The organism is Microcoleus sp. PH2017_05_CCC_O_A (genome assembly GCF_020738785.1).
Classification (GTDB): Bacteria; Cyanobacteriota; Cyanobacteriia; order Cyanobacteriales; family Microcoleaceae; genus Microcoleus.
Map to the genome: position 1 here is coordinate 19,835 of NZ_JAEQCB010000078.1, position 21,116 is coordinate 40,950.

At 46.6% G+C, this 21,116-nt stretch carries 25 protein-coding genes and 1 tRNA gene; 8 read left to right on the top strand and 18 right to left on the bottom strand.

Translation table 11 applies throughout. The annotated features are described in order from the left end of the window. Positions 1-538 precede the first annotated feature (538 nt). On the bottom strand, positions 539-1,690 hold the full coding sequence (locus JGK20_RS19140; protein WP_366039182.1) for a transposase: 1,152 nt from the start codon (positions 1,688-1,690) through the stop codon (positions 539-541). 198 nt (positions 1,691-1,888) lie between these two features. On the opposite strand from JGK20_RS19140, the gene JGK20_RS19145 reads away from it, so the two are divergent. Further along, entirely contained in the window at positions 1,889-2,371 is a 483-nt protein-coding gene (locus tag JGK20_RS19145; RefSeq protein ID WP_293179508.1) for a DUF393 domain-containing protein, read from the top strand. Positions 2,372-2,471: 100 nt separating this feature from the next. Beyond that, positions 2,472-2,681, top strand: coding sequence for a hypothetical protein (locus JGK20_RS19150; RefSeq protein ID WP_293191312.1), 210 nt, complete (start codon positions 2,472-2,474; stop codon positions 2,679-2,681). Between the two features lie 46 nt (positions 2,682-2,727). Here the strand turns inward: JGK20_RS19150 and JGK20_RS19155 are convergent, their stop codons facing one another. The 14 genes from JGK20_RS19155 to JGK20_RS19220 form a co-directional block, all read right to left on the bottom strand. Beyond that, positions 2,728-3,387, bottom strand: a complete 660-nt coding sequence (locus JGK20_RS19155) for a Uma2 family endonuclease (protein ID WP_293179502.1) — start codon at positions 3,385-3,387, stop codon at positions 2,728-2,730. A 58-nt stretch (positions 3,388-3,445) separates the two neighbouring features. Then, a tRNA-OTHER gene (locus JGK20_RS19160) sits at positions 3,446-3,531 on the bottom strand. Positions 3,532-3,568: 37 nt separating this feature from the next. Continuing rightward, entirely contained in the window at positions 3,569-4,231 is a 663-nt protein-coding gene (locus JGK20_RS19165; protein WP_293213901.1) for a hypothetical protein, read from the bottom strand. 123 nt (positions 4,232-4,354) lie between these two features. Further along, complete coding sequence (locus JGK20_RS19170; RefSeq protein ID WP_293213903.1) at positions 4,355-4,528, bottom strand: hypothetical protein; 174 nt, start codon at positions 4,526-4,528, stop codon at positions 4,355-4,357. A 15-nt stretch (positions 4,529-4,543) separates the two neighbouring features. Next, positions 4,544-6,172 (bottom strand): hypothetical protein, encoded by a 1,629-nt coding sequence (locus JGK20_RS19175; protein WP_293213905.1) that lies wholly within the window; start codon positions 6,170-6,172, stop codon positions 4,544-4,546. After that, complete coding sequence (locus JGK20_RS19180) at positions 6,159-6,620, bottom strand: hypothetical protein (RefSeq protein ID WP_293231759.1); 462 nt, start codon at positions 6,618-6,620, stop codon at positions 6,159-6,161. The genes JGK20_RS19175 and JGK20_RS19180 overlap by 14 nt, the downstream gene beginning before the upstream one ends. Beyond that, positions 6,601-6,801, bottom strand: a complete 201-nt coding sequence (locus JGK20_RS19185; protein WP_293179486.1) for a hypothetical protein — start codon at positions 6,799-6,801, stop codon at positions 6,601-6,603. Before JGK20_RS19185 ends, JGK20_RS19180 begins: the two co-directional genes overlap by 20 nt. After that, positions 6,798-7,427 (bottom strand): hypothetical protein, encoded by a 630-nt coding sequence (locus JGK20_RS19190; protein ID WP_293231761.1) that lies wholly within the window; start codon positions 7,425-7,427, stop codon positions 6,798-6,800. The genes JGK20_RS19185 and JGK20_RS19190 overlap by 4 nt, the downstream gene beginning before the upstream one ends. A gap of 163 nt (positions 7,428-7,590) precedes the next feature. After that, complete coding sequence (locus tag JGK20_RS19195) at positions 7,591-7,833, bottom strand: hypothetical protein (RefSeq protein WP_293231763.1); 243 nt, start codon at positions 7,831-7,833, stop codon at positions 7,591-7,593. 2 nt (positions 7,834-7,835) lie between these two features. Continuing rightward, the gene (locus JGK20_RS19200) at positions 7,836-8,021 is read right to left on the bottom strand and encodes a hypothetical protein (protein WP_293179477.1); all 186 of its coding nucleotides are present in this window, start codon (positions 8,019-8,021) and stop codon (positions 7,836-7,838) included. Between the two features lie 2 nt (positions 8,022-8,023). Further along, positions 8,024-8,584, bottom strand: coding sequence for a hypothetical protein (locus tag JGK20_RS19205; RefSeq protein WP_293231765.1), 561 nt, complete (start codon positions 8,582-8,584; stop codon positions 8,024-8,026). A gap of 500 nt (positions 8,585-9,084) precedes the next feature. Continuing rightward, complete coding sequence (locus JGK20_RS19210) at positions 9,085-9,417, bottom strand: hypothetical protein (RefSeq protein ID WP_293231767.1); 333 nt, start codon at positions 9,415-9,417, stop codon at positions 9,085-9,087. 83 nt (positions 9,418-9,500) lie between these two features. Further along, a complete protein-coding gene (locus JGK20_RS19215) occupies positions 9,501-9,920 on the bottom strand; it encodes a hypothetical protein (protein ID WP_293179468.1) in 420 nt (139 codons plus the stop codon). Beyond that, positions 9,917-10,282, bottom strand: coding sequence for a hypothetical protein (locus JGK20_RS19220; RefSeq protein WP_293179465.1), 366 nt, complete (start codon positions 10,280-10,282; stop codon positions 9,917-9,919). Before JGK20_RS19220 ends, JGK20_RS19215 begins: the two co-directional genes overlap by 4 nt. Positions 10,283-10,627: 345 nt before the next feature. Between JGK20_RS19220 and JGK20_RS19225 the strand changes: the two genes are divergently transcribed. Both JGK20_RS19225 and JGK20_RS19230 read left to right on the top strand, forming a co-directional pair. After that, the gene (locus tag JGK20_RS19225; RefSeq protein WP_293231769.1) at positions 10,628-10,831 is read left to right on the top strand and encodes a hypothetical protein; all 204 of its coding nucleotides are present in this window, start codon (positions 10,628-10,630) and stop codon (positions 10,829-10,831) included. A gap of 83 nt (positions 10,832-10,914) precedes the next feature. Beyond that, complete coding sequence (locus tag JGK20_RS19230) at positions 10,915-11,592, top strand: hypothetical protein (RefSeq protein ID WP_293231771.1); 678 nt, start codon at positions 10,915-10,917, stop codon at positions 11,590-11,592. 89 nt (positions 11,593-11,681) lie between these two features. Here JGK20_RS19230 and JGK20_RS34605 read toward each other — a convergent pair whose 3' ends face one another. After that, positions 11,682-11,930, bottom strand: coding sequence for a helix-turn-helix transcriptional regulator (locus JGK20_RS34605; RefSeq protein ID WP_366026233.1), 249 nt, complete (start codon positions 11,928-11,930; stop codon positions 11,682-11,684). Between the two features lie 535 nt (positions 11,931-12,465). On the opposite strand from JGK20_RS34605, the gene JGK20_RS19235 reads away from it, so the two are divergent. The 4 genes from JGK20_RS19235 to JGK20_RS19250 all read left to right on the top strand — a co-directional run bounded on the left by JGK20_RS19235 (position 12,466) and on the right by JGK20_RS19250 (position 17,596). Next, positions 12,466-12,681: a hypothetical protein gene (locus JGK20_RS19235; RefSeq protein WP_293231773.1), complete on the top strand. Its 216-nt coding sequence runs from the start codon at positions 12,466-12,468 to the stop codon at positions 12,679-12,681. Further along, positions 12,678-13,007 carry a hypothetical protein gene (locus JGK20_RS19240; protein WP_293218706.1) on the top strand — a complete coding sequence of 110 codons (330 nt, stop codon included), beginning with the start codon at positions 12,678-12,680 and terminating at the stop codon, positions 13,005-13,007. Before JGK20_RS19235 ends, JGK20_RS19240 begins: the two co-directional genes overlap by 4 nt. 566 nt (positions 13,008-13,573) lie before the next feature. Then, on the top strand, positions 13,574-15,964 hold the full coding sequence (locus JGK20_RS19245) for a hypothetical protein (RefSeq protein ID WP_293231775.1): 2,391 nt from the start codon (positions 13,574-13,576) through the stop codon (positions 15,962-15,964). 3 nt (positions 15,965-15,967) lie between these two features. Continuing rightward, positions 15,968-17,596, top strand: coding sequence for a bifunctional DNA primase/polymerase (locus JGK20_RS19250; RefSeq protein WP_293231777.1), 1,629 nt, complete (start codon positions 15,968-15,970; stop codon positions 17,594-17,596). Between the two features lie 58 nt (positions 17,597-17,654). On the opposite strand, the gene JGK20_RS19255 is transcribed toward JGK20_RS19250, so the two are convergent. Continuing rightward, positions 17,655-20,297 (bottom strand): hypothetical protein, encoded by a 2,643-nt coding sequence (locus JGK20_RS19255; protein ID WP_293231779.1) that lies wholly within the window; start codon positions 20,295-20,297, stop codon positions 17,655-17,657. A 3-nt stretch (positions 20,298-20,300) separates the two neighbouring features. Continuing rightward, positions 20,301-21,116, bottom strand: an 816-nt coding sequence (locus JGK20_RS19260; protein ID WP_293231781.1) for a hypothetical protein, incomplete at its 5' end; no start/stop codon positions are given.

The following is a 21,116-nucleotide window of genomic DNA, read 5'->3' on the forward strand; positions in this document are numbered from 1 at the left end:
TTGGGGGATTTGCTGTGGCTGTGACTACAAATTTTATTATATTTTGTTGCCGCCTTAAAAATTGTGTTTGCCAGTTGGTTTGCCTGGAATTGCTCGATAAATAGGCTAATTAGCGATCGGGCGAAAGTCTCGGGCTTTTTGAGCAGACGGCATCTTGACGATATTAGCATTGTCGGCGCCCAAGACTGGATTGACCTTTGGGCCTATTTTTTAAAGCAGGAATAACTGCGGCAGGGATGCGGTCGGCGCGATCGATAATTATTAATTCTTTTGACACTCCCCACCGATGAATCGGGGGGATTCTTCTCTCAAAGGCACTTAGGAATGAAAATTTAATAACTTACACGCTCGATGATTGTTGTGGGATGGGCGTCCCGCCCGTCCTTTCTGCACGGGCTCTCCCGCCCATCCCACAAATTTGCTTAAGTTATTTAATTTCTATTCCTTATCTAGCCCGATATTCCTATGGACTCCCGACAGTACGCCTCCCGAAGCAATTTGACTCACGGGCTGTCCAACCGCAAGGATACCTCGATTTCTAATCACCTGTGCTGCTGCTACATCTCTGTGGGTCGTATATAGCCTTTCTCAAAAAGGTGAGGTATGACTGACAGGTTATATAACCACTGAAACCAAGAGGGCTCTCTTCCCAACAACGTCCGCGAATCTTTCGCGTTCCACAATTAGGGCAGGTTTGACTGGTATAGTTCTTGTCTACTTGGGCAAAATACACCCCACGCTTCCAGCACACATGAGACAGGATGGAAAAAAATTGACCATAAGCTGCATCTAAAGTATGTTTACCAAACAACCCCTTAGCCCAAGCCTTAAAATTGATATTTTCAACAAATATCATGGACGCTTGGTCGCACAGCCGATGAGCTAATTTATAATGCCAATCCTTTCGAGTATCGCTAATTCTTTGATAAATTTGAGAAATTTTTCTTTGAAGCTTTAGCCAGTTATTAGACCCTTTTCTCTTATGCTTTAATCTTCGTTGCAGTAATTTCAACTCGCGGTGAAGTGCATTAAAGAATCTCGGTCGATTTACCAATTCTCCATCAGAGGTTGCCAAGTATTTATCTAGTCCGATATCCACACCTAGATGATGTCCCGACGGGAGAATGTCCGGTATATTTACCGCTAACCGATAAGTCAGCATTACAAAATAACCAGAAGCCTTTTTAACTACTCTAATTTGCGCCAGGAGAAAACCCTCTGGTACAGGCCTAGACATCTTCAACCTGACCCAACCAATTTTTGGCAGATTAACCCGTCCATTCTCCACTGCTGCATCTTTGACAGCCGGAAACACAAACGAGCGCAGCCTTTTTTTAAAGCGTGGAAAACCATGTCCTCGATCCCACATTGCCACAAATGCCGATTCTAACACCTTTAATGTTTGCTGCAACACTTGCGAATGCGGAACCTTTAATTCGGAATAAATCTTCTTAGCTCTTGCTAGATTTTTACACTGACTAGCATAGGTAGGTCTAGGTGTGTCTGGTGAGATGATATATTCACCAACTATCGAACAAGCATTAACAGGAGACTTGCGAGAATTTACCCAATCCTTCCGTTCTCTCAAGGCATAGTTATATACCTGACGACAAACGTTTAACCAAGTCTCAAATATTTCGACTTGGTGTTTATTAGGTCGAAGTTTGTACTCGTGAGTTACTGTTAACATGAATCTATGATATCATTTTTTGATAAAATAAGCGTGCTAGTTTATAAATTTGACTGCGAGAAACAGCCTGGTAATCGTTTCTCTTGCGACTCAAGTCTGGGCCGCGTTCATCCCCATGCCTGAGCCTGAAGTCAGCGGCTTTCCGCTCGTCTTCAGGTAAAATGTTTGTGTGCGATCGCCATTAAAATAAATTTCCCTATGTCTACTGCTAAAACTGAATTTCCCGAATCTGTTGAAATTAAGCCATCTTGGCAGATTGAGCTTTTGTACGACGGTGAATGTCCGCTGTGCGTGCGGGAGGTCAATTTCTTGAAAAAGCGGGACGCGGGCCGAGGTTTGGTGTCGTTTGTGGATATTGCGGAGGATGACTACAACCCCCAAGCCCACGGCGGAATCGACTACGAAACGGCGATGGGCCGGATTCACGCGGTGTTACCCGACGGTACGGCAATTAAAAATGTTGAGGTATTTCGGCGGATCTACGAGATTTTGGGGATTGGTTGGGTCTATGCTGTGACTAAGTTGCCGATTGTTGGGGCGATCGCGAATTGGCTGTACGGAATTTGGGCTGATTGGCGGCTGCCTTTGACGGGAAGACCGGACTTAGCAAGTATTATGAGCGATCGAACTGCGCGGATCGAGTGCGAAATTGAAGGTCGCTGTCGGGCAAAGTTGGAATAGAGTTAAATTGAGTAAGTGCGATCGACCGATTTGCAGATTTCAACAGAAACAAACTGCAACTAAGATTAAAGATTGATTGCTACTAAAAGCAGGGGGAAAAATGGAAGACGCAGGATATACAGTCTTCATGGGCTTCGGTGGTCTTTGGGTACTCATGGGAATTGTCGCTGTGACTTTCCTGTTCAAATCGGACGGTCAAAAACTTAAGTTTGGTAAATGGGGACTGCTAGTGGCTATTCCGATCCTAGTGCCGATCGCCCTGGTTTTGACATATCAGATATTCCGACCGTTTATTATCCCACACCTTTGAGTCGATCGTCCGTGGGAGAAAGGAATTAGTTAAATTAAGTTAAGTATTATTCATTTTCGGGCGATCGCAACTGCTCCCTCACCCATACTCGCAAAGCGTCAATTATAGTCATATCATCCTCCGTCTCGGCCATCTGCAAAAATTGAGTGATTATTTCTGAAGAAACAATCGGAAAAGTGGCACTACATTCACAGATTACATATTCTCCGTTCTGAAATTGAAAAAATTGTACAGTCTCTCCGAGATATCTCCAAATTTCAGGAACTCCCAGGTTTTTGTAAATACTAAAGCGATTAGTAGATGGACTGGTAAGATCGACTTCAATGATTAAATCTGGTGGCGGGTCAATTGATAAGTTAATTTTTCTGCCACGAATGCGATCGACATTTTGGATATAAAAACAGGAATCTGGTTCGGCACCTTGTTTTAAATCTTCACGATTGAGAGTTGTCGAACCAAATCCCTTACGTTTCAACTTTAATTCATCGCTTAAAGTAGTCACAAACTGTTTTAGCAAACAATTAACAGTTTCATGCAAATCTGATGGCATGATAATTTCTAATACTTCTTGAAAATATGAAAACCGCGAAGACCTGTTGTCTCCAGCTTCTGCTAACAAGCTTTGGTAAGTCTGCCAACTGATACTAGATAGTACCACCCGTTGTGTGGTTTTTTCTGGAGAGGGATGAATGAGCGTCGCAGTCATGTTTGCCTCCTGCTTAATCCAGAAAAAAGTTTATTACAACCCTAAACTTTCGAGAGAACGGGACAGACGGGGCTCGAACCCGCAACTTCCGCCGTGACAGGGCGACACTTCCAGATCAAGTGTTCGCCTGCTTTCAACTGTCCCTGCACAACAAAAAATCTATCTCACCCTGACCGAAAAGTCAAGAGTCAAGAAAAAATATTTCAACGTCGTGCTTATTTGCTCCACCCAGTACCGCTGCATAGGGGTCATTCGGTGGCTCGTGACGAATCGGCATCGGGGTACCCCACCACTCAGCATCCTCAAAAAGCTCAGGACGTTTGTCGTAGTAATCCCGCCAGCAATCTGGATACCATTCCCAAGCTTTCCAAAAGCCATGAGGAATGATCGATCGTTCTACCACATACCCATCTAGATCCGAGCAACGAGGTCTCTCAAACCAGCTCCATTGAATTTCGCAAGGTGACGCCCAGCCGTGCTCCCACATGGTGAAAAAAGTATAGTCAAAATCATAACCAGGGGCAACAGGGACTTCAACACGAACTCCATCAAAAGGTAAATCAATAGCGGGGGCAAAACCTTCTTCGTCTGATACACCAACCCTAATATATTTAACAATGCGATTCTCATTTCCATTGTCGTAAGAAAACATATCCAAGTACACAGGCAACTCAACTGCCTGAATTTGATCATCCCTACACCACCCAAAAACTCGATCCTCGTCTTGATAAAGGGAACCTTTTTGGAATCGCAATTTAAGCCATGCAGGCAACTCCTCAAATTCTTTCAGAATTCCAGGAACCAACATTAAATCTGTTGCAGACGCATCATTCAGCAATCTCATAATCATTGTTTTGGCTGAACTCCTTGAACCCCTCGTCGTGACCGGGTTCAAATATCTTTGGATACCCCATTTCAACTTTCGCTCAAACATAAAGAAACAAGGAGCGACCTTGCAATTACGCTGTTAATTTAAGTCAATATCTTCATCAAGCTCATCAAAATCTGGGTCATCCTTGGAATAAGCCCAAGCATGATCACAAGCATTACAGGTGTAAAATCCATAATCTTTGTCGAACTTAATATCCACCGATCCACATTGCGGGCATTGAATATCTTTTGTCAACGACCCTTCTTCCATTTGTTATTTGCCTCCCTAAATAACTACGGATTGATAGTGATTTCTAGCAGACTCGTAGCGCTTATCGCTACCAGATTTAGCAACCCCCCATATCGCCAAAATAGCAGCATTCTGAGATAGCCCGCTACGCTTACAGGCAACCACCACCGCACGCACTTCGGGGGTCAATGACTGCGTTGGATCAGGAAACTCCCAATTTTCCGGAATCGGGTTGACTGCGTTGTATTTCCGGTGCAGCAAGGATTCCAGGTGGTGAATAGGTTGGTGGAGAGGCGGTGGAGAGGTGGTGGAGACTGGTGGAATCTCCACCACTGACTCAGTGGGATAATCTGTAGCAAATGATTCGAGAAATATTTCGCAATCCCCAAAATGATCCACATCGTCAATCAGCGATCGTGCATCAGGAATAGAAACATCAATTGGTACAGAATTGGGTGATTTAAGTTTGCCTTGCCCCGAAGGCTTCCACCCGTCTTCAGAGTCCTTATCTGGTACGGCGGTCAGCAACAAGGTAATAGCACCGGACTGTTTAAACAATTCCGACAAATTTTTCGCCTTGAACATTGCCTGAGTATCAGTCTGAGCTGTAACAAGAGGAAAAACCTTTCCCTTCCTGGCCGCTATAAAAAGCTTTAGCCAAAAAGTTTGCAAGATATTTTCAACCTCAGTAGGCGGCAAGATTAAAGCCAAAAGAGGCTGCCACTCACCTATCTCCTCAAGGAGTAAGGTGATAGGAAAATGATGGTAAGTTCCCTCATCATCATTCTGATATTCATCGTATCGCTTGGATAAAATCTCAAGAATTTTATTCAAGCCATCCAGCAAGCTTTTCGCCCGTTCCTTGTCACCCAAACCAATACCGTAAATCTTCGTCCCTTTGATGAGGAATTTTTCAATTCCTCGGTACATTGATTTACGCTTGTGGGAGTTTATAATTATCAATCGATGTCCTCGACTGATGCGACAACGAATCAACGCGCTCGTTAGAGTAGTCTTTCCCGATCCAGGGGTTCCAATAAGCTTCAAAAACCCTGCAAAAACTGCGCTACTGATTTGGCTTTTCAGCAAAGATTGAGTCAGGGAATCACCGGGTTCGATCGCACTTTTAACTTGTTCTCCGACATCAATTTTGTCACCTGGATTTGTAATGTCATCCAGTGTTCCCGGCTTACCGTGAGGTAACGCTGGCTGGGATGGCACTGGAGTAAATCCGATCGCCTCCTTGAATTTTTGCTGAAGCTGCAAAGTAAAAAGATCGATATCTGCCTGCGCCTCAAGTTGTAATTTTTTGAGGCGAACCCCTGCACCGATTTCGGCCGTTGTCTGATTTTCTTTTTGCTGGATATCGTCGCTGGCAACCTGTCCAGCCCAAAATAGCCGCTGTTCGCGTTCGTCACTGCCAGCGAAGTGTAGAGCAGCCCCAAAGCTAGCGAAGCTAGCTAACCCACCAAGCAGCCGAATCAAGCCGGAAGCGCCCTCAGTTTTGACAATCTTGCTATCGGGCTGGACTAACCAGTGAGGATAAGTTCGCTTGCCAAGTTTGGTGCGAATCGTTAGTTGGGTGTCAACCGGAAGGCTTGCGCCGGCAAGAACAAAGCCAGCGCAACCAGCAAGCAGAGCAAGTGAAATCTTAAGTCGAGACATTGCGACCTCCCCACAGCCACGCCACAAGGACACACACCATCAACAACCCAACCACGATCGACCCCCCGTACAAAGAGAGGAAGTCACCAACAGCACCAAAGATTGCCAAAATTGCATCCCACTCACCAGCCGCAGAGCCGAGAGCGATCGCGGTGGCAGCCGCCTGATATCCAGGACGATCGTCGTCCGCGCCAAAAAGAGCCTCCTTGCCAACCACCGCGGTCGCAATTATTCGGATAGCAAAACTGCCAAACGACAACCAGGGAATCATTCTAAAAATAAGTACCGCGGATGCAGTGCCACTGGCTATCAAGCCAAAATGAGCTACTCTGTAAGCATTCCGAGAAAATGCGATCCGCTTTTCTCCCGGCTCGGCAACTTGTGGTTTCGGTTGCTGAGCCTCCCAGTCCTCGTAAGCTGCGTACCCTTCAAGAGTTCCGTCCATCATCTTGCTCCAATACTTTTTTAGCTAAATCCATGCCGTCGTTGCCACCGCACCACCGTCGGCGTTTAATGTGTCCAAAACAACTGACATTTGACCAGTTATTTGGGTCAGCGTAAGCTTCCAAGACTCTGCGATAAGCCTCAAGCTTTTCGCGATCGCGATCTCTAAAAAATGGAAACTTCATACTTTAAACCATCCAGCCAAAGATTTAGAAATCGAGCCAAACAAGCCGCCACCCAAAGTTTTTTGGCCTCCAGAAGTAGTGGTTTCGCCTTTCCAGTAAGCTTCTTGCTGCTGGCGGGCGATCGCCTCTTGATTTTTGGCATCCGCACTGGCTTTAAGCTGTGGTTCTAAGGCGGCCGACTGAGTTTTAAAGCCAGCTTGGAGAAACTTGATATCAATGCCGTAGCGATCGGCTATCAAGCCGATTTCTCCGCCTGTCTTCGCTTGCGCGAATCCCATGTCGGCAGCAAATTGAGCCTCGGTTTTGAGTACAGAAAGCCTTGCTTGCTCCTTGCGGTAAAGTACCGCAGCCTTATATTTGGCTCCCCCTTCAATGCCCTTGGCAACAAGCCCCGTTATTTTTTCATCTGTATCAAATCCGTATTCAAGAAGCTCCAGCGCAAGCTCTTCGATCCTTTTGATGCAATCCAAAATCGCCTTTTGATTCGCAACATAAATCTTTGAGCGTCGGGCTTGCTGCTGCCACTTCTTCTTATTAACCGAACTTTCGTGAACTTCTTCATCCGTGCAATTCGCTACCTTGGCGAGACCGATATCGCCTAAGTTTTGTCGGAGAACCGGCGACATAGGATTATGACCTACAACCCTTGAAAGCATTATTGTTCCTCCTCTTTTGCCAATTGAGCTCTTAAACCTTGAATTTGACTAACTACCTCGATCGCCCTAGCACACTGGCAGCGACCACACCGCAAACATTTGGAACTACATTTTTCGCATCGCAACTTAGCCCCTACTTATCCGAAGTGGATTCTTGTTTTGGCTGCTCGCTATTTGAGACCGTCCCAGCATCTCGCGACCAATAATTGACACTGTTGTTAATAATTTGAGTGCCGAAAATCACTGTTGGAGACTTTTGTTGCCGAAGCCCTTGCCCAAAACCGGCATCATATCCAATAGCAAAAATTGCAAGCCCGCTCACACAGACTGCACCGACGACCATACGTTCAATTTGGCTGTCATTTGGTTCTTTCATAACTACCCTCTCAAACTTTTTACTTGACCAATTACCTCGATCGCCCTAGCGTCCCAAATCCCATAATCTTCTCGGAGAGATTTGATGACATTAGCCTCGACTGCCGGCGCCGATTCGCCGTATGCAACCACCGTTCGATCGGGATTGTATTTGCGAGACACTTTGACCGTCCACTGAGGAGTTTTCATATTCAATCCACCTCGAAAACATCTTGGGCTTGCACACCCAATTCCCGCATCTCTGCATTGAACTCCTCGGCGAAACCCGCCTTAATTTCCTTGGCAACCTTCTTCGCCAAACTGCCACCAAGCATCCTCCAGTTAGCCATGCCACTGTTCAAGTTAGCCTTCGCGGACTTAAAGTTTTCATCCGCAGCCTTGTCGCACTGCTGAGCTAATTGATTGTTCTTACTGGCAATAGTTAGAGCACTGCTGGTTTCTCCGGAATCCACAAAATTGAGCAAAGCTTCAAGAGATTTCTTGTCACCCGATCGCAAAGCCTTGACGAGAGAAACGGCAAATCCCGAGTATTCGGTTCTTCGCGCTTCCCCACGCCTTAAGAGATCGACGGGGCAATTGTATTTCCCGGTCAACTCAGAGATAGCTCTTTGGAAACCAGACTTATCTAACATCGCCTGATATTGAGCTTCGGAAGGCTTGAGCCAATCCCCTTCCTCTTGAATCGATTCAGTCCAACTCGGCATCTCGGACACAGCCTCAACGTCAACAATTTCAACACTTTCGGTAGTCATGCTTCCTGCCATAAATGCGAATCAATTCGCGAATCGATACGAATCAAATCAGAATCGATTTGAATCGATAATCCAACAATAGCGGCTGGCGAAACATCAAGGTACTAGGCAGAGCCTAATTATTGGGCACTGCCCAAAAACAACCCAAATCGATTCAATTCACAAAAAAAAGACCCCCTCCAAGAAGGAGGAGGTCGGGAAATAAATCACGAACCAGGTGGTACAGGCAGGTGAGAATAAATCTCCCCTAGGAGCCTCTTTATGTAGGGTTTTGGCTCCCTGTACTTGGGGTCGGATTCGTCTTTCAGATAGCAGTACAAGCTTTGAAGGGGAATATCAGTTTCTCTGGCAATCTTGTAAAGTGACCACTTTGTCAAATCTCGGAAAGTTTTCGGATCAATGTGTCGGTGTGTTGTTATTATAGACATATCATCTTGCCCGCAAAAACTAAGGTGGTCGGCCCCTGGCTGTTGATATCAGCGCAGGGGCATTTTAATCTTTTAATCGGCTAATCTTTCTTTAGCGGCTAAAACTGAATAATCTTCGGCAATACCCTCGGTCAGCAGCGCCATAATATGCAACCCTTCATTGACATTCTCGAAATCAACCGAATCATCCATGTCAAGTAGAGAGACGGATTCGAGGGTTGAGTCGTCCATTGAACAAACAATTTCAAGTGCTGACGCGAAAGTCATATCAACCCTCAACGAGCAAGCGGTAGCTTCCAGTAATGACAGCTTATCTTCCAAACTCGCACCCTCTAATGATTTTCCGAAACGGGATTCCAGGATGTCGGTAACAGTGGATTGATGATCGTTATTTTCAGTGTTCATGGCTGAATAGATAGGGGGATTTACTCGTTGCTTCGGACTGGCTCATGTATGCGCCACTGCGTTAAAAAGGAATAGGATCAAAATCAGTCATCCTCCTCTATAGGTTCGTCACATTCCTCGTTGTCATTTTCAGTGTTGCCAGATTCCCCCGTTCCCGCCGATCGCAATTTCAGCCTTTCATCGAATTGCAAAACATTACTTCGGGGATTCACTCCGCAACCTTCAAGGAATTGAGCGAGCCGATCAAGTTGGGCGCGAGCTATCTTTAGCCGATCTTTAGTATCAGCTAGATTTCTTTCTAGTTTGCCAATGTTTTCACCGATCGCTTGGCTGTCTTCGATCAACAAAAATTGAGCATCTAGCCTCCGGAGCAAGGCGTTGACCTGTCGCTCGTCAATTTCACCGTCAAATTCAATTTCCAACGTTCCATCCGTTCTATACTTCTCCCATGAGGATGAGTTTGAAACTTCCTTGACTACTGGGATACTAACTTTGAGCTTCATAATTCTTGTGCCTCCCAACAATTTGATTTGTAGTTGTACCGCCAGCCGAAAAACTGGACTAGGCGAAATAGCTGATAAACGCGAATCCGGAAAGTAGAATGTAAAGGGCAAACAGCCAAAGCTCCCCGAATCTTGAGCTTGAGCGCTGGAGTCAATCTCCTCCCTTCCGTGAGCAAATTAGGTGGCAGCGACAAATCTTCAGAAGTCCGCCGATCGCCCCGAACGCAATTTAAGGGGTTCGATCGATAATCAGCAGAACAAATCAACCGCAGGTATCGCTTGGCGGCGGGCTCGCCGGAACCCAGATCGAGGTATTCGCTGTCGTCGTCGAAGAAGCGGGGGTGGTTGGGTAGGTCTGCCATGGCATCACTTCAGCAACCACTTACGATCGCTACCACTCCACCGATAACCGAGAGTCTTGAGATTGGCATAAAGGATTGATGGATCCGATCCAAGCCCTTGCATCCTGGGAGGAGAGCAAGAGCCTGCTCGTATTTTTTGAGCTTGATTTTAGGCATAGGGTATGATTGTCAGTAGCTGGGAAAGGAAGGGCGATCGCCGGATCTACCCAGAGCGATCGCCCGTGTGCTTGGTTAGAGCGTTAATCTTGCGGTGTCACCCGCAAGTCTGGAGAGGCGTGTAGCGAGCCTCAGTATCTAATTGTCAATAAGCTTGGTTATCAAAAATGTCCCATTTTTGGGACATTTTTGTATGAATTATTCTTTTCAGACAAGGCTAAAAAACTGGAGCAAGAGCTTGAAAAACAGAGCTTTTGCTATTTCAGCATCGAGGAGACGCCTGATTATTTTCGCCACGGCCGCAGTAAAAATCATCACCGCCACCGAGAGAGCGAAACCTTGATTGAGAAAGGTTCACGAGAAATGTCCCAAAAATGGGACATTTTTTCGTAAACCTGCGTTATTTGCGTGGTTGCGCGGTTCCGCTGGTGGCTGAAATCGCTATAAAATCCAGAAACTAATACCTGGGTTTTAATATGAACTTCAAGCGACGAATCGAATGGCGCAAATGGCTAGGGGTGGCGGGATGGGTAGCGTTGGGCTACTTCATCGGGCGACCGGAACAACTCAGCCGGATGGCGCGGAATCTAGAGAATCACTTGGCGGGAAGTCGGACGCAGTATCTTGTGCCAACCACCACAGGGACAGCGCCTCGACTGGTTCAGATATACCAGCAACCCCGACAGTCTTTCAGATCCACTTTCGAGCCTGGGCAGCAGGGATGGAACGATTTCCATGACCAAAATGGGCGGTTTTCGATAATAGTGCCACCACACAAAGTTAAGCAAGTGACAGATGCTGACGGCGTGATGTACTCGATCGAGCAAAAAGACGAATTTTACACTTTTGGGTACAAGACAATTGAAAACTCCGAATTCATTAGCCCCGATCGCAAACAGGCTCTTATGACGGAAGTTGTCAGCAAGCAATGGAATTCAGGAACTACCTTTGGGGAACAGTTTTCGATCGTTTCACAAAGACACTTTGGTCTAAACGGAAACCCAGGAATAGAGGTTAACTTGCAACACAGGTCTAAACCGCTCAAGATGACGTTCCGAAAGGTGATGGTGAGAGATCGCCTGTACATGATGGGGGTTGTGAGTCCTTACAATCAGAACACGCAGACATTCCTGAACTCGTTTCGGTCGCACTAGACAACGGTGCTAGACAAAACAATAGACTGTGATCAAGCCTCCCCAGAAACTACCTGGGGAGGCTTAACTATTTAATTTTCAAGGTTCCGTTAGGCGGGTTTGCGACTTATATTACTGAACGCCTCAATCAGCTCTTCAAGAGTGCAATCATATGCCTGGCAATACCTAGGAATATCAGTCAGAGAGGGACTAGGCACGGTAATACCTCGCTCCCATTTACTGATAACAGACTCAGTAATACCTAACTCGACGGCTATTTGCCTTTGAGTTTTGTTGGCTCTTTTGCGAATCCACACAGGTGTTAGAAGATTTGCTTGATTTTTTAGTTGACTTACCATAGTATATAAGAACTAGCTTTTAAAAGCAAGTTTGAGAGAACAAGTTTTTTGAGGCTGGTGTTCGACCACAAAAAGTAAGCAGGCTGGTGATTAGCGTCTACGGCCTGCTTACTACAAATATAAGAGTTTCCAGCAAGCAAACCGTCTTTGGCAACTAGCTCTGTAAGACCTGATGAGCATGAGCGACAAGAAGCGGTCGGTTCCGGCAACTCCACAGCACAAACAAGTTAACCTACGTCTTTTCACGTAGACAAACTCTGCCTTTTAGAAAGGAATTCCGTGAAAATGCGGACTTTATCGATCGGGTCACGTGCCATTGCGGTATCAGTAGCCCTGATTTCAGTGGGCGATTAGCGACGAACACCCCCGACACACCGCCACCACCGGGAAGCGGTCGCAGGGATTCCACAAAAGCAGAGGTGATGCCTATGACCTAATACCTGGACTGCCTATAAACTTCCTTCCTATCATTCGCCGGCGATCGCGCGGCAGGACGTGCGATCGCCTTTCCCTCACCCATCAAGCAAGTAAACCCATGAACACAGGCCGAACTATTGCCAGCCACATAGCAATCAACGAAACCAGAAGAAACGACATCTTAGAAATCCTCAAAGACGGCCCTAAAACAGCCTACAAAATCTCTCTCAAGATGCCCGGATTCTATTCCACAGGTTCAACCATGTGCCGTCTACGCGAGTTACAGGCAGCAGGAAAAGTAACAAATTTCGGAGACGTATGGGAAATCAAATGAGTCAAGTCAACCCACTAGACACTTTCAAAAGCACCTACGACATAGACGACGAATTGGTCAAGATCCTTGTGCGAGATAGAACCACTCTCGGCTTACTTTTTCTCACGCTAGAAAAGCTCGCCTGGAACGAAAGAATGGCAGTGGGCTTAGCCGCCTATCACCGCATCGACCAAACCTCCGCGCAATTGATAGAAATCAAGCCGCGTCACGGCGAATTTGCGACACCTGTCGCGGAAGCAATGGAATTATTGAAAGCCCTTTCCCCGTCGGCACTGGCCGAATTAGCCGGGGACATTCTGCAAGATGACTTTGAACTTGAAGCGTAGGGAAACAAGCAACCGATGTGAATTGAAACTACATTTTTTCTCCGCGATCGCGCTGTTGTAGAAAGTGCGATCGCTTCCTTACTCACCAAGACCGACTGTTTGAGGATTCATGAAAACGAACAAAACTAAATTCGCCGTCGGCGACACAGTGTCAATGCTGATCGGAAGAATCAAAAGAATAGGTGTTTTAGAGGAAATTCGTGAGAAATCACTATTCGTTAGATGGGAAATAGCGGGGAATAAAATAATACGTTCATGGAGCTGGATATCAAGCGACTGGGTATCCAAAAAATATCCTTCAATTATCCAAAAAGATGAATTATTGATCAAATAAAACAGGAGCGTTCAGCATGACAGTTGCAACAGTCGATCGACCAGCACTCATCACCGAAATGGGGAGAGCAGAGGCAGATTCAATCACGCAGGATATCAAGGGTAACTTTGACAGCCTGGGTTCAATGCTCATAGAAGCAAGAGATCGAAAAGCCTACAAAGCCCTCGGGTACAGAACCTTTGAAAGTTACTGCAAAACTGAATTTGGCAAGTCAAGTTCCAGTGCTTACAGATTGATTGAGGACGCGAAAGTAGTAGCACGATTAGAGGCTGAAATTGCCAAACAATACGACGAACCGATCACCTTAAATATCCCCAGCGCTTGCCTTCGCCCCCTAAAAGAAATTCCAGATATCGGCAATAAACTTAAAGCGATCGAATATGCAAAAAATTTAGCGGCAGCGGAAGGTAAAAAGGCTACTAAAAAACATTTAGAAATAGCAGTATTTGAGATATCCGGTAAGCGCAGTCAGGATTACAAAGCCGCAATTCAAAGCTTAGGTTTTACGAAGGGCGTACCAGTCGAGATAAAAGACGTAAAAAGCGGCAGAGGATTAGTCAAAAAAGTAGACAAATTAGGCAAGATTCACGTCGCACTTTACAGCGGAGGAGTCTACCCAAAACCACTTGGCGCCAGTGACCTGAGAATACTAACGAAAGCGGAAAAGCCTACCACTCCACTGAACGAAATCACTGCCAGCAAGGGCGATAGAGTGTTGATTTTTGCCAAGGGGCTAGAAGGCAAAAAAGGAATTATTCACAAATGGAAAGATGAATGCCAAGCACTTGTCACAGTGGACGGGGAAGATGAGCTATTTACTATCGCCTATGCAGAGATGGAGTTGATTCGACGCGAACAAGAAGAGGCTAACTGGGAATCGGAATTGGTGTGGGAAGCCGGGAAAAACAGATATTATTATTTCCCGCAAGAAGACACAATATACAGCGATACATGGCCACAGGGCTTAGCTCTAAAACCTCACTCCCACGAACAAAGCCCAACTGAATTCATGAGGGAATGGGAAGATAAATTCGCGGGCGATTTACTCGAAAGCCTTACAAATCCGGCACGATTGAAGACACTAGCACTCGCGCAGGCGATCGAACTCCCAGAGGATGAAGGTAAGGAATTCGCTGCTGATTTGATAGCCAGTCTGAATCAATTATTTCCCCAAGCGTCCAAGCCCAAGGCCATGGGAATAAGCTTTGCCTTGACAATAAACGAGTTGACTTCCGGCAAGAAAACGCAAACTCGGCGCGCGTGGCAAGATGATTATGCAAAAAACTTCATTCGATATTTTGACAAAAGTATTGCCATCCCAGCCTTAAATAAAGGCCGTCATCGTGGCGGACACGAACTAGGGTTTATCAGACTCACTCAGCGCCCATACCAACAGTATTTATCGGAAATGTCGGCAACTGACTTGCAAGAAGAAGGGGGTATGGTTGCGACAGCACAAGGATTTATCGACACATTCTTCGAGGGACAAGACAAATTAGTTTGGGTACTGCACTTCGAGTTTCTGTCCACACCTGTCAACAATAATACAGACGCATTAACAGAGGATAATCGGCGATTGCGGGAACAATTGGCAAAATTAGAAGCCGACAGAGACAACCTACTAATAAGGGTAGCGGAGGCACAGAACAGATACATCAAAGTTAGAGAACAAGAAGTCACACCATTGGAGGAGCGGCTTATTTGTTTTGACTCACAGTTAGTAGAAACTGAAAAAGAATTGAGAGCCACTAAAAGAGAACTAGGGCTAGCCGTTCAACACTCAAGACAGCAATTCTTTCAACAAGAAATATTGAAAATAACCCTAGCGAATGAAAGCTTACAAATCAGACTAGAAGAGGCAGAAACAGCAATTGAGGCCATCGTGAATATACCTCACCAGCAAATCAATATCATATCAGAAGCCGAAGAATTCGCCGAGCTTCTAATAGAGAATGCAGCTTCCACGATCTCTCCCCTGGAGCCTGAAGAATTCGCCGAGCTTCTAATAGAGAGTGCAGCTTCCACGATCTCTCCCCTGGCGTCCGCTGAAACAACCGACTTCTTACTAGAAAATACCTTGGATGTAAACATTGTAGACGCAAGCGTAGACAGCACAGAGGCTCTGAATGTAGACACAGATACGGACACTGTAGACATTGTAGAGCCCCAAAGAGAAACCGACTATGACGACTGGTCTAAATGGAATGCAAGCGTAGCGGCACTAAACGAGGCTGTAGACACCGCGCTAGACGCGACTATTGAATCATTTCCGCAAGCACTTCTGACTGCCATTTCCGATCGAGAGAAAAAGATTCACGCAACTATCGATAAAAAAGAATATCGGCAACCAAAAGGAAAGCTTACGAAAAAAGAAGCAGATGCTATTTCGGCGAACAATTTACAAAGGTTAAAAAATTCGCTTCAAGAATTAAGAGATTTTCAAGAGTTAAGAATAGGACAACTTGTGACAAAGCAATTTCACCCAGAGATAAAGGGAAGGATTACAGGATTTGAAATGTCGGTAGGTGGGATGCCCTTAATTTGGGTAGTTTGGCTCCAGAGTGAAGGAGGGGAGCAAATAGCCGAACATTATCCACTAAAAAGCCTCATAGTGGAATCGTAGGAAATGCTCCAAAGTTATTTGCCCGCACTACTAGCACTCCCTGAACCTTGGCAGCTCGTACCAGTTATCGGTAAGCGCCCTTATCAAAAAGGCTGGAATTCCCATCTGTACGATCGCCTAGAAATTCTCACCGAACTGCAAACCGGCAAAGCTACTGGTATTGGCTTGAAGCTGGGAAACGGATTGCTGGCAGTAGACATTGACGGCGAATCAGCCGCCAAACTCCTAGTCAAACTAGCCGGTGAAAACAGCCTCACAGATTTCCCACGAACAACCGCATGGACAAGCGGCCGCCAAAGCCGAAAGCAGTGCCTATTCTCAGTACCAGAAAAAGACTGGTGCCGCTTACGCAATCTGAGAATCGGCACTGGAATTGCGGGTGACGACGGCAAGGAAGAATGCTTAGAATTTCGTTGGCTGGGAACTCAGAGCGTTTTGCCACCGAGCGTCCACCCAACCACAAACAAACCTTACATTTGGCTCAAAAATCCGCTGCAACATCCACCCCTACCAGCGCCGGAATGGCTGATCGAACTTTGTGAAAACTGGCATAGCGAGTATGTCAGCGACAAGGAGCTAGATTTGGTGCGCTTCCCGGCACGATTATTCCCGCATTTTGGCCGCAAACTAAGCGTCTGGCTGCTCGCGCGTCGCTTCGATATTTCGCGTTGGAGCCACGGCGGAAAATCCAAAGGATCGGGAATCGGGAAATTTTCGCTGGCAGCGGCGAGTAAAATTTTGGATCGCAGCCAGGGACATATCAGGAAGTTACTGTGCGCCGCGAAAAGATCGGGATTGATTCGTGACTATTCGCAGTCGGGGAAATGGGTCACAGTGTGCTATGCAAGCTTGGAAAAAGCGATCGCTCTCACCGGGATAGAGAAACTCGGCCCGATCGCCGCCATAAATATTGATGATTTGGCTAACATCCACATACTCGCTACAGAAGTGGAAGCCCAGAATTTGCAACGAGCATCTCTCCACCGTCAGAGGCTGGAAGAGGTCGAGCAAATAAAAGCTCAGGGTTTAGATCCTGAGCACACTCCGACGCAAATAATTAAACCGATCGACCTGCACACCTGCGACTATCCGGCGCGGGTACTGGGAAAGGGCGATCGGTTTATCTATTGCAATTCGGATTTTCGGTTCTATGGTGGCAGTCAGGAGGCGATCGCTGACAGCCGGGGGATTAGTCAATCGACTGTTAGCCGGCACCTCTCAAATAGATATCGATTGGTAGCAACACCGGTGCGAGGATATCGCCAGGAATTGCCACCAATCGTGAAAAAACAACTGGTAGAGAAGCTGCCACATCTTAAAAAGATGCCGTCAGGATTGTGCATGGAAGATGGCTTATTTTCCATGCACGGCGACTGGTGGAAGCCTCATTGCAATGTTTATCTATTAGATCATCGTCTGGTGTCGGCCAGACGGCGACGACTCCGAGTGCAAGGGCAAATAGATAAGGAATCATTATTGTTTGAAAAAATTTCGCAGGACGTTTCAAACAATAATGATTCCTTATATGTTGTTCTTTTTGAGGAGTTGAAAGAATTAATTGAGAGCTTGCTGATTAGAAATCGAAACCTTCCAGCCACCATCAAAAACCGGAACAAGGAAAAGCAAAAATGATCATGGCTCAACAGTAAGCAAAAAACGTCCCATTTTTGGGACACTTTCCCTTGTCCAATTAGCACCCCTCGATCGGCGGAACGAAGCATTTTACTGTCTCAGCAACCCCATTCGTGCCGAGCTGTGCGATCGCAGCGCGAACACAGCGCACCGATCGAACTGCCGGATTTAGTTTGACCGCGCCGCCTTTTGTTATCCGCAGCTTACCTTCGGAAACAGACAAACCATCTATCAAATCTAGAATCCTTTCCGCCTCTTCCTCTGTCTCGGCACGCACACCAGATTTGATTTTGGAAGAGCCCCAAAGTAGTCGGCCGTAGACATTCCCCTTTGTGTAAATCAAGTTGTCGAAATCGCGGCACCATTCCAAATCCTCGCGGGGATTCGGGATTTGAGTGTGCCACAAACTGCCGGTTTGCTTGGGATAATTTTGCCCCCAAGTGAGCACCAATTGCCTCGGTACGTCAAACTCTGCGAATTCATCCCCGGGCTGGACTGGGTAGCAAGTCGGAGGCTCGCAGGCTTTGGCGTAAGACAATTTTTGCAGCTCGGTAAACGCTGAAATTTGGCTCGACAAGCCGGCAATCCCATCACCGTTATAAAGCAAAATTTGAGTGCCACCTTCGCAATCCAGAAAGTTAATATCCCCGGAAATTCTCGTGTCCGGCTCACAAACTTCACCGAGGATTTTTGTGCTGATTGCCGTTAGCTTGTCTATTTGGCTGCTCAATCCGAGGAACCCGGCCCCGGAATAGCTGTTATCGAATACGTCGCTGCCACAGGCATAAGTCCCACCTCCGAAAATATCGGGGAAGGTGAATGCAGGTACATCAATATCGCAGACCTCATCCAAGATTTTTTTATTGAAATCTAATACCCTGTCGATTTGACTTTGCAGCCCCAGTAATCCGACGCCAGAGTAATTGTAAGTGCCGAAGGTTTCGTCACACACATAAGTTCCCCCGCCCTGGATTAGCGGGAATTCTATTTCGATGTCGCAAACCTGATTTAATATCTTTTTGTTGAAATCCAGCACTCTGTCAATCTGACTTTGTATCCCTAACAAGCCGACGCCAGAATAATTGTAAGTACCGAAAGTCTCGTCACACACATAAGTTCCGCTCCCAAAAATGTCAGGGAACGTGAATGCAGGCACATCAATATCGCATACTTTTTTGATGAGCATTTTATTCATGCCCAGGATTACGTCTAATTGCTTGTTCAGACCTTTCAGCCCCTCGCCGGCGTAATCGTAGGGAATGGTAGCGCCATCGCATTCAATAAACCCGTTGTTTTTAAATTCTGGGAATCTATCGTCATCTTCGCGCTTCTTGCGTTTCAGTTTATCCGAGATATCTCGACAACATTTGTCTAAGTCTTCTTGAGTCTTCTGAAGCGTTTTTTGCAAAGTAGCTAGCGCCACATCTACTTCTGTTAAATCCGCCGTTGCTGTGATAGTTTGTGGCAACTCCGCTACTATTGCCATTCCCACAGGGATTTGAGCCGCCGAGGCCATTCCTATTGGAATTTGTGCAGCAGTTGCCATTCCCACAGGGATTTGAGCAGCAAGATTCATGCCCAACGGGATTTGTGCAGCCACGCCCATGCCCTGGGGGACTTGGGTTACGGTTTTCAGGGAAAGGCCGCTAATGGCCTTTCCCAGCCCGTCTAAAGCGACTCCGATCAGCGCTATGCCTACAGCTATCGGCGCAACCATCTCGGCAACTGTTTCGCTGGTAGTTCGTGGATTTGTCGCAGCGATTTCTACGCCAGTTGCAGTTAGACTTGCGATCGGAGTCAAAAGTTCAACTATTCCCTCCATTATCGGTCGCACGATTTCAGCATCAAACGTCTGCGGAATTGCTGCAATCATTTCAAAAAGGGGATTTATTAAATCGGAAATCCCTTGAAGTAAAGGCGAAAAATCTAATTGAAATCCTTGTTTTAACTGCTGAATGTCTAAGTCAAGTTTTTTCAAAAAATCAACTATCGGAGTCAACAAATTAACTCCGCCTTGGGTCACTTCATCAAGTAAGGAAGGACTGTTCAAAGGCTTACCTTTGGGGCTTACCGGAGCGAGGGTTATTGTTCCAGTTCCAGGGTTTAAATTTATGTCCAATGCCGGTCTGGGCTTTTCCGCTACCTGTGGCGTTTTGATTTGTGGGCGCGAGGCTGGTTGCGTTGGCGCTTGTTGTGGTTGTGCTATCGGCTCAAATTCAAAAATCGGCGCAAATGGATCGGGGCGGCCGACTGGCGATTGTACTTGTCTTTGTGGTTGCCGCTGTGGCGATTGGGCTGTCGCTGGGCGGAATGCCCCACTATCTCTCGGATCTGAAATTTGCGATCGCACTTGCTGGATCGGTCGCCCGCCAACCATATCAGAGCCGAACCCTGCTGGTTCCGGGAAAATTAGATCCTGGGCAACTGCCCCGGCGACGCCCAGACCCACGCCAAGTCCTTTGATTCCTATGCCAACGGCAGCTTTTTGAGTAACAACTGGAGCCGCGCTTTTGAGGTTTGCCGGAACATTTTTAACTACCTGTACCTGAGGGGTATAGGCCGCTGGCGGGCGAATGGGGGCGGAAAGTTTTCCTCCCGTTGTAGGCCCGAGATTTAATCCCTGTCGCGGTACAGCCGTTGTTGTTGGCGCGCTGGCGTCAATGGTGATTGTTTGAGGTTGAAAAGTTATGGGGGTTGCCACTTCCTATCCTCCTGCCCCGTTCCATAAGTTCGCCTCCACTTGGTTTAGGCGATCGATGATTGGCTGCAAATTCAAGTCGATCTTCATCCCTTGCAGCATTTTGTTGACAGCCTTCAATTCTTCGATCGTTCGTTGGTCAATGTGGTCTTTGATCAACTTGTCGCGACCAGCTATTTTGTCTTCAACAATCGTTGCTATCGTATTACAATCGCATCCGCACATATTTTTTCCTGGGGGGGGGGGAGAAGCATTGCCACCAAGGGAAGGCGATGGGGGAGGAGGGAGTGAGGGAGAGAAACACCTGGTTCTTGTGACAGGATCTACATCAAAATAATCCCAGTTCGTGCCGAGGCCGTAATCGTAGAAATTCTGAAACCAGTCAGACAGGCTGGAATAAATTTCATCAGCCCAAACCGTGAAAACATACTCCGAATCCCAACTTGTAATAAATTGATTTGTCCGCAGGCCAGTATCAGGATCCAATACTGGTCTGGATCTAAACACGACTCCTTCTCTATCGCCGGAATAAGATTCCGAAGGGCCTTCGCCACCGCCAGCCCCCCAAAAATTCACAAGGGTAATGCTAACAGACGTGCAATTAGTTGTTTGCATCGCAGCATCTATTTGATCTGGTGAAAGATTCCCAGGAGGGAGTAAAGATGAAGAGGGAGAGGGAGAGGGAGAAGGTGACGGGGTAGGAGCAGGGGAGCCGCCTGGAATGTTGCCTCCCCATCCTTGCTCGATCATTTCATCAAATCTTCGCCTAGGATTGTTCAAATTATTAATTGAATTAATCTGCGTCGATCGCCTAACATTTTC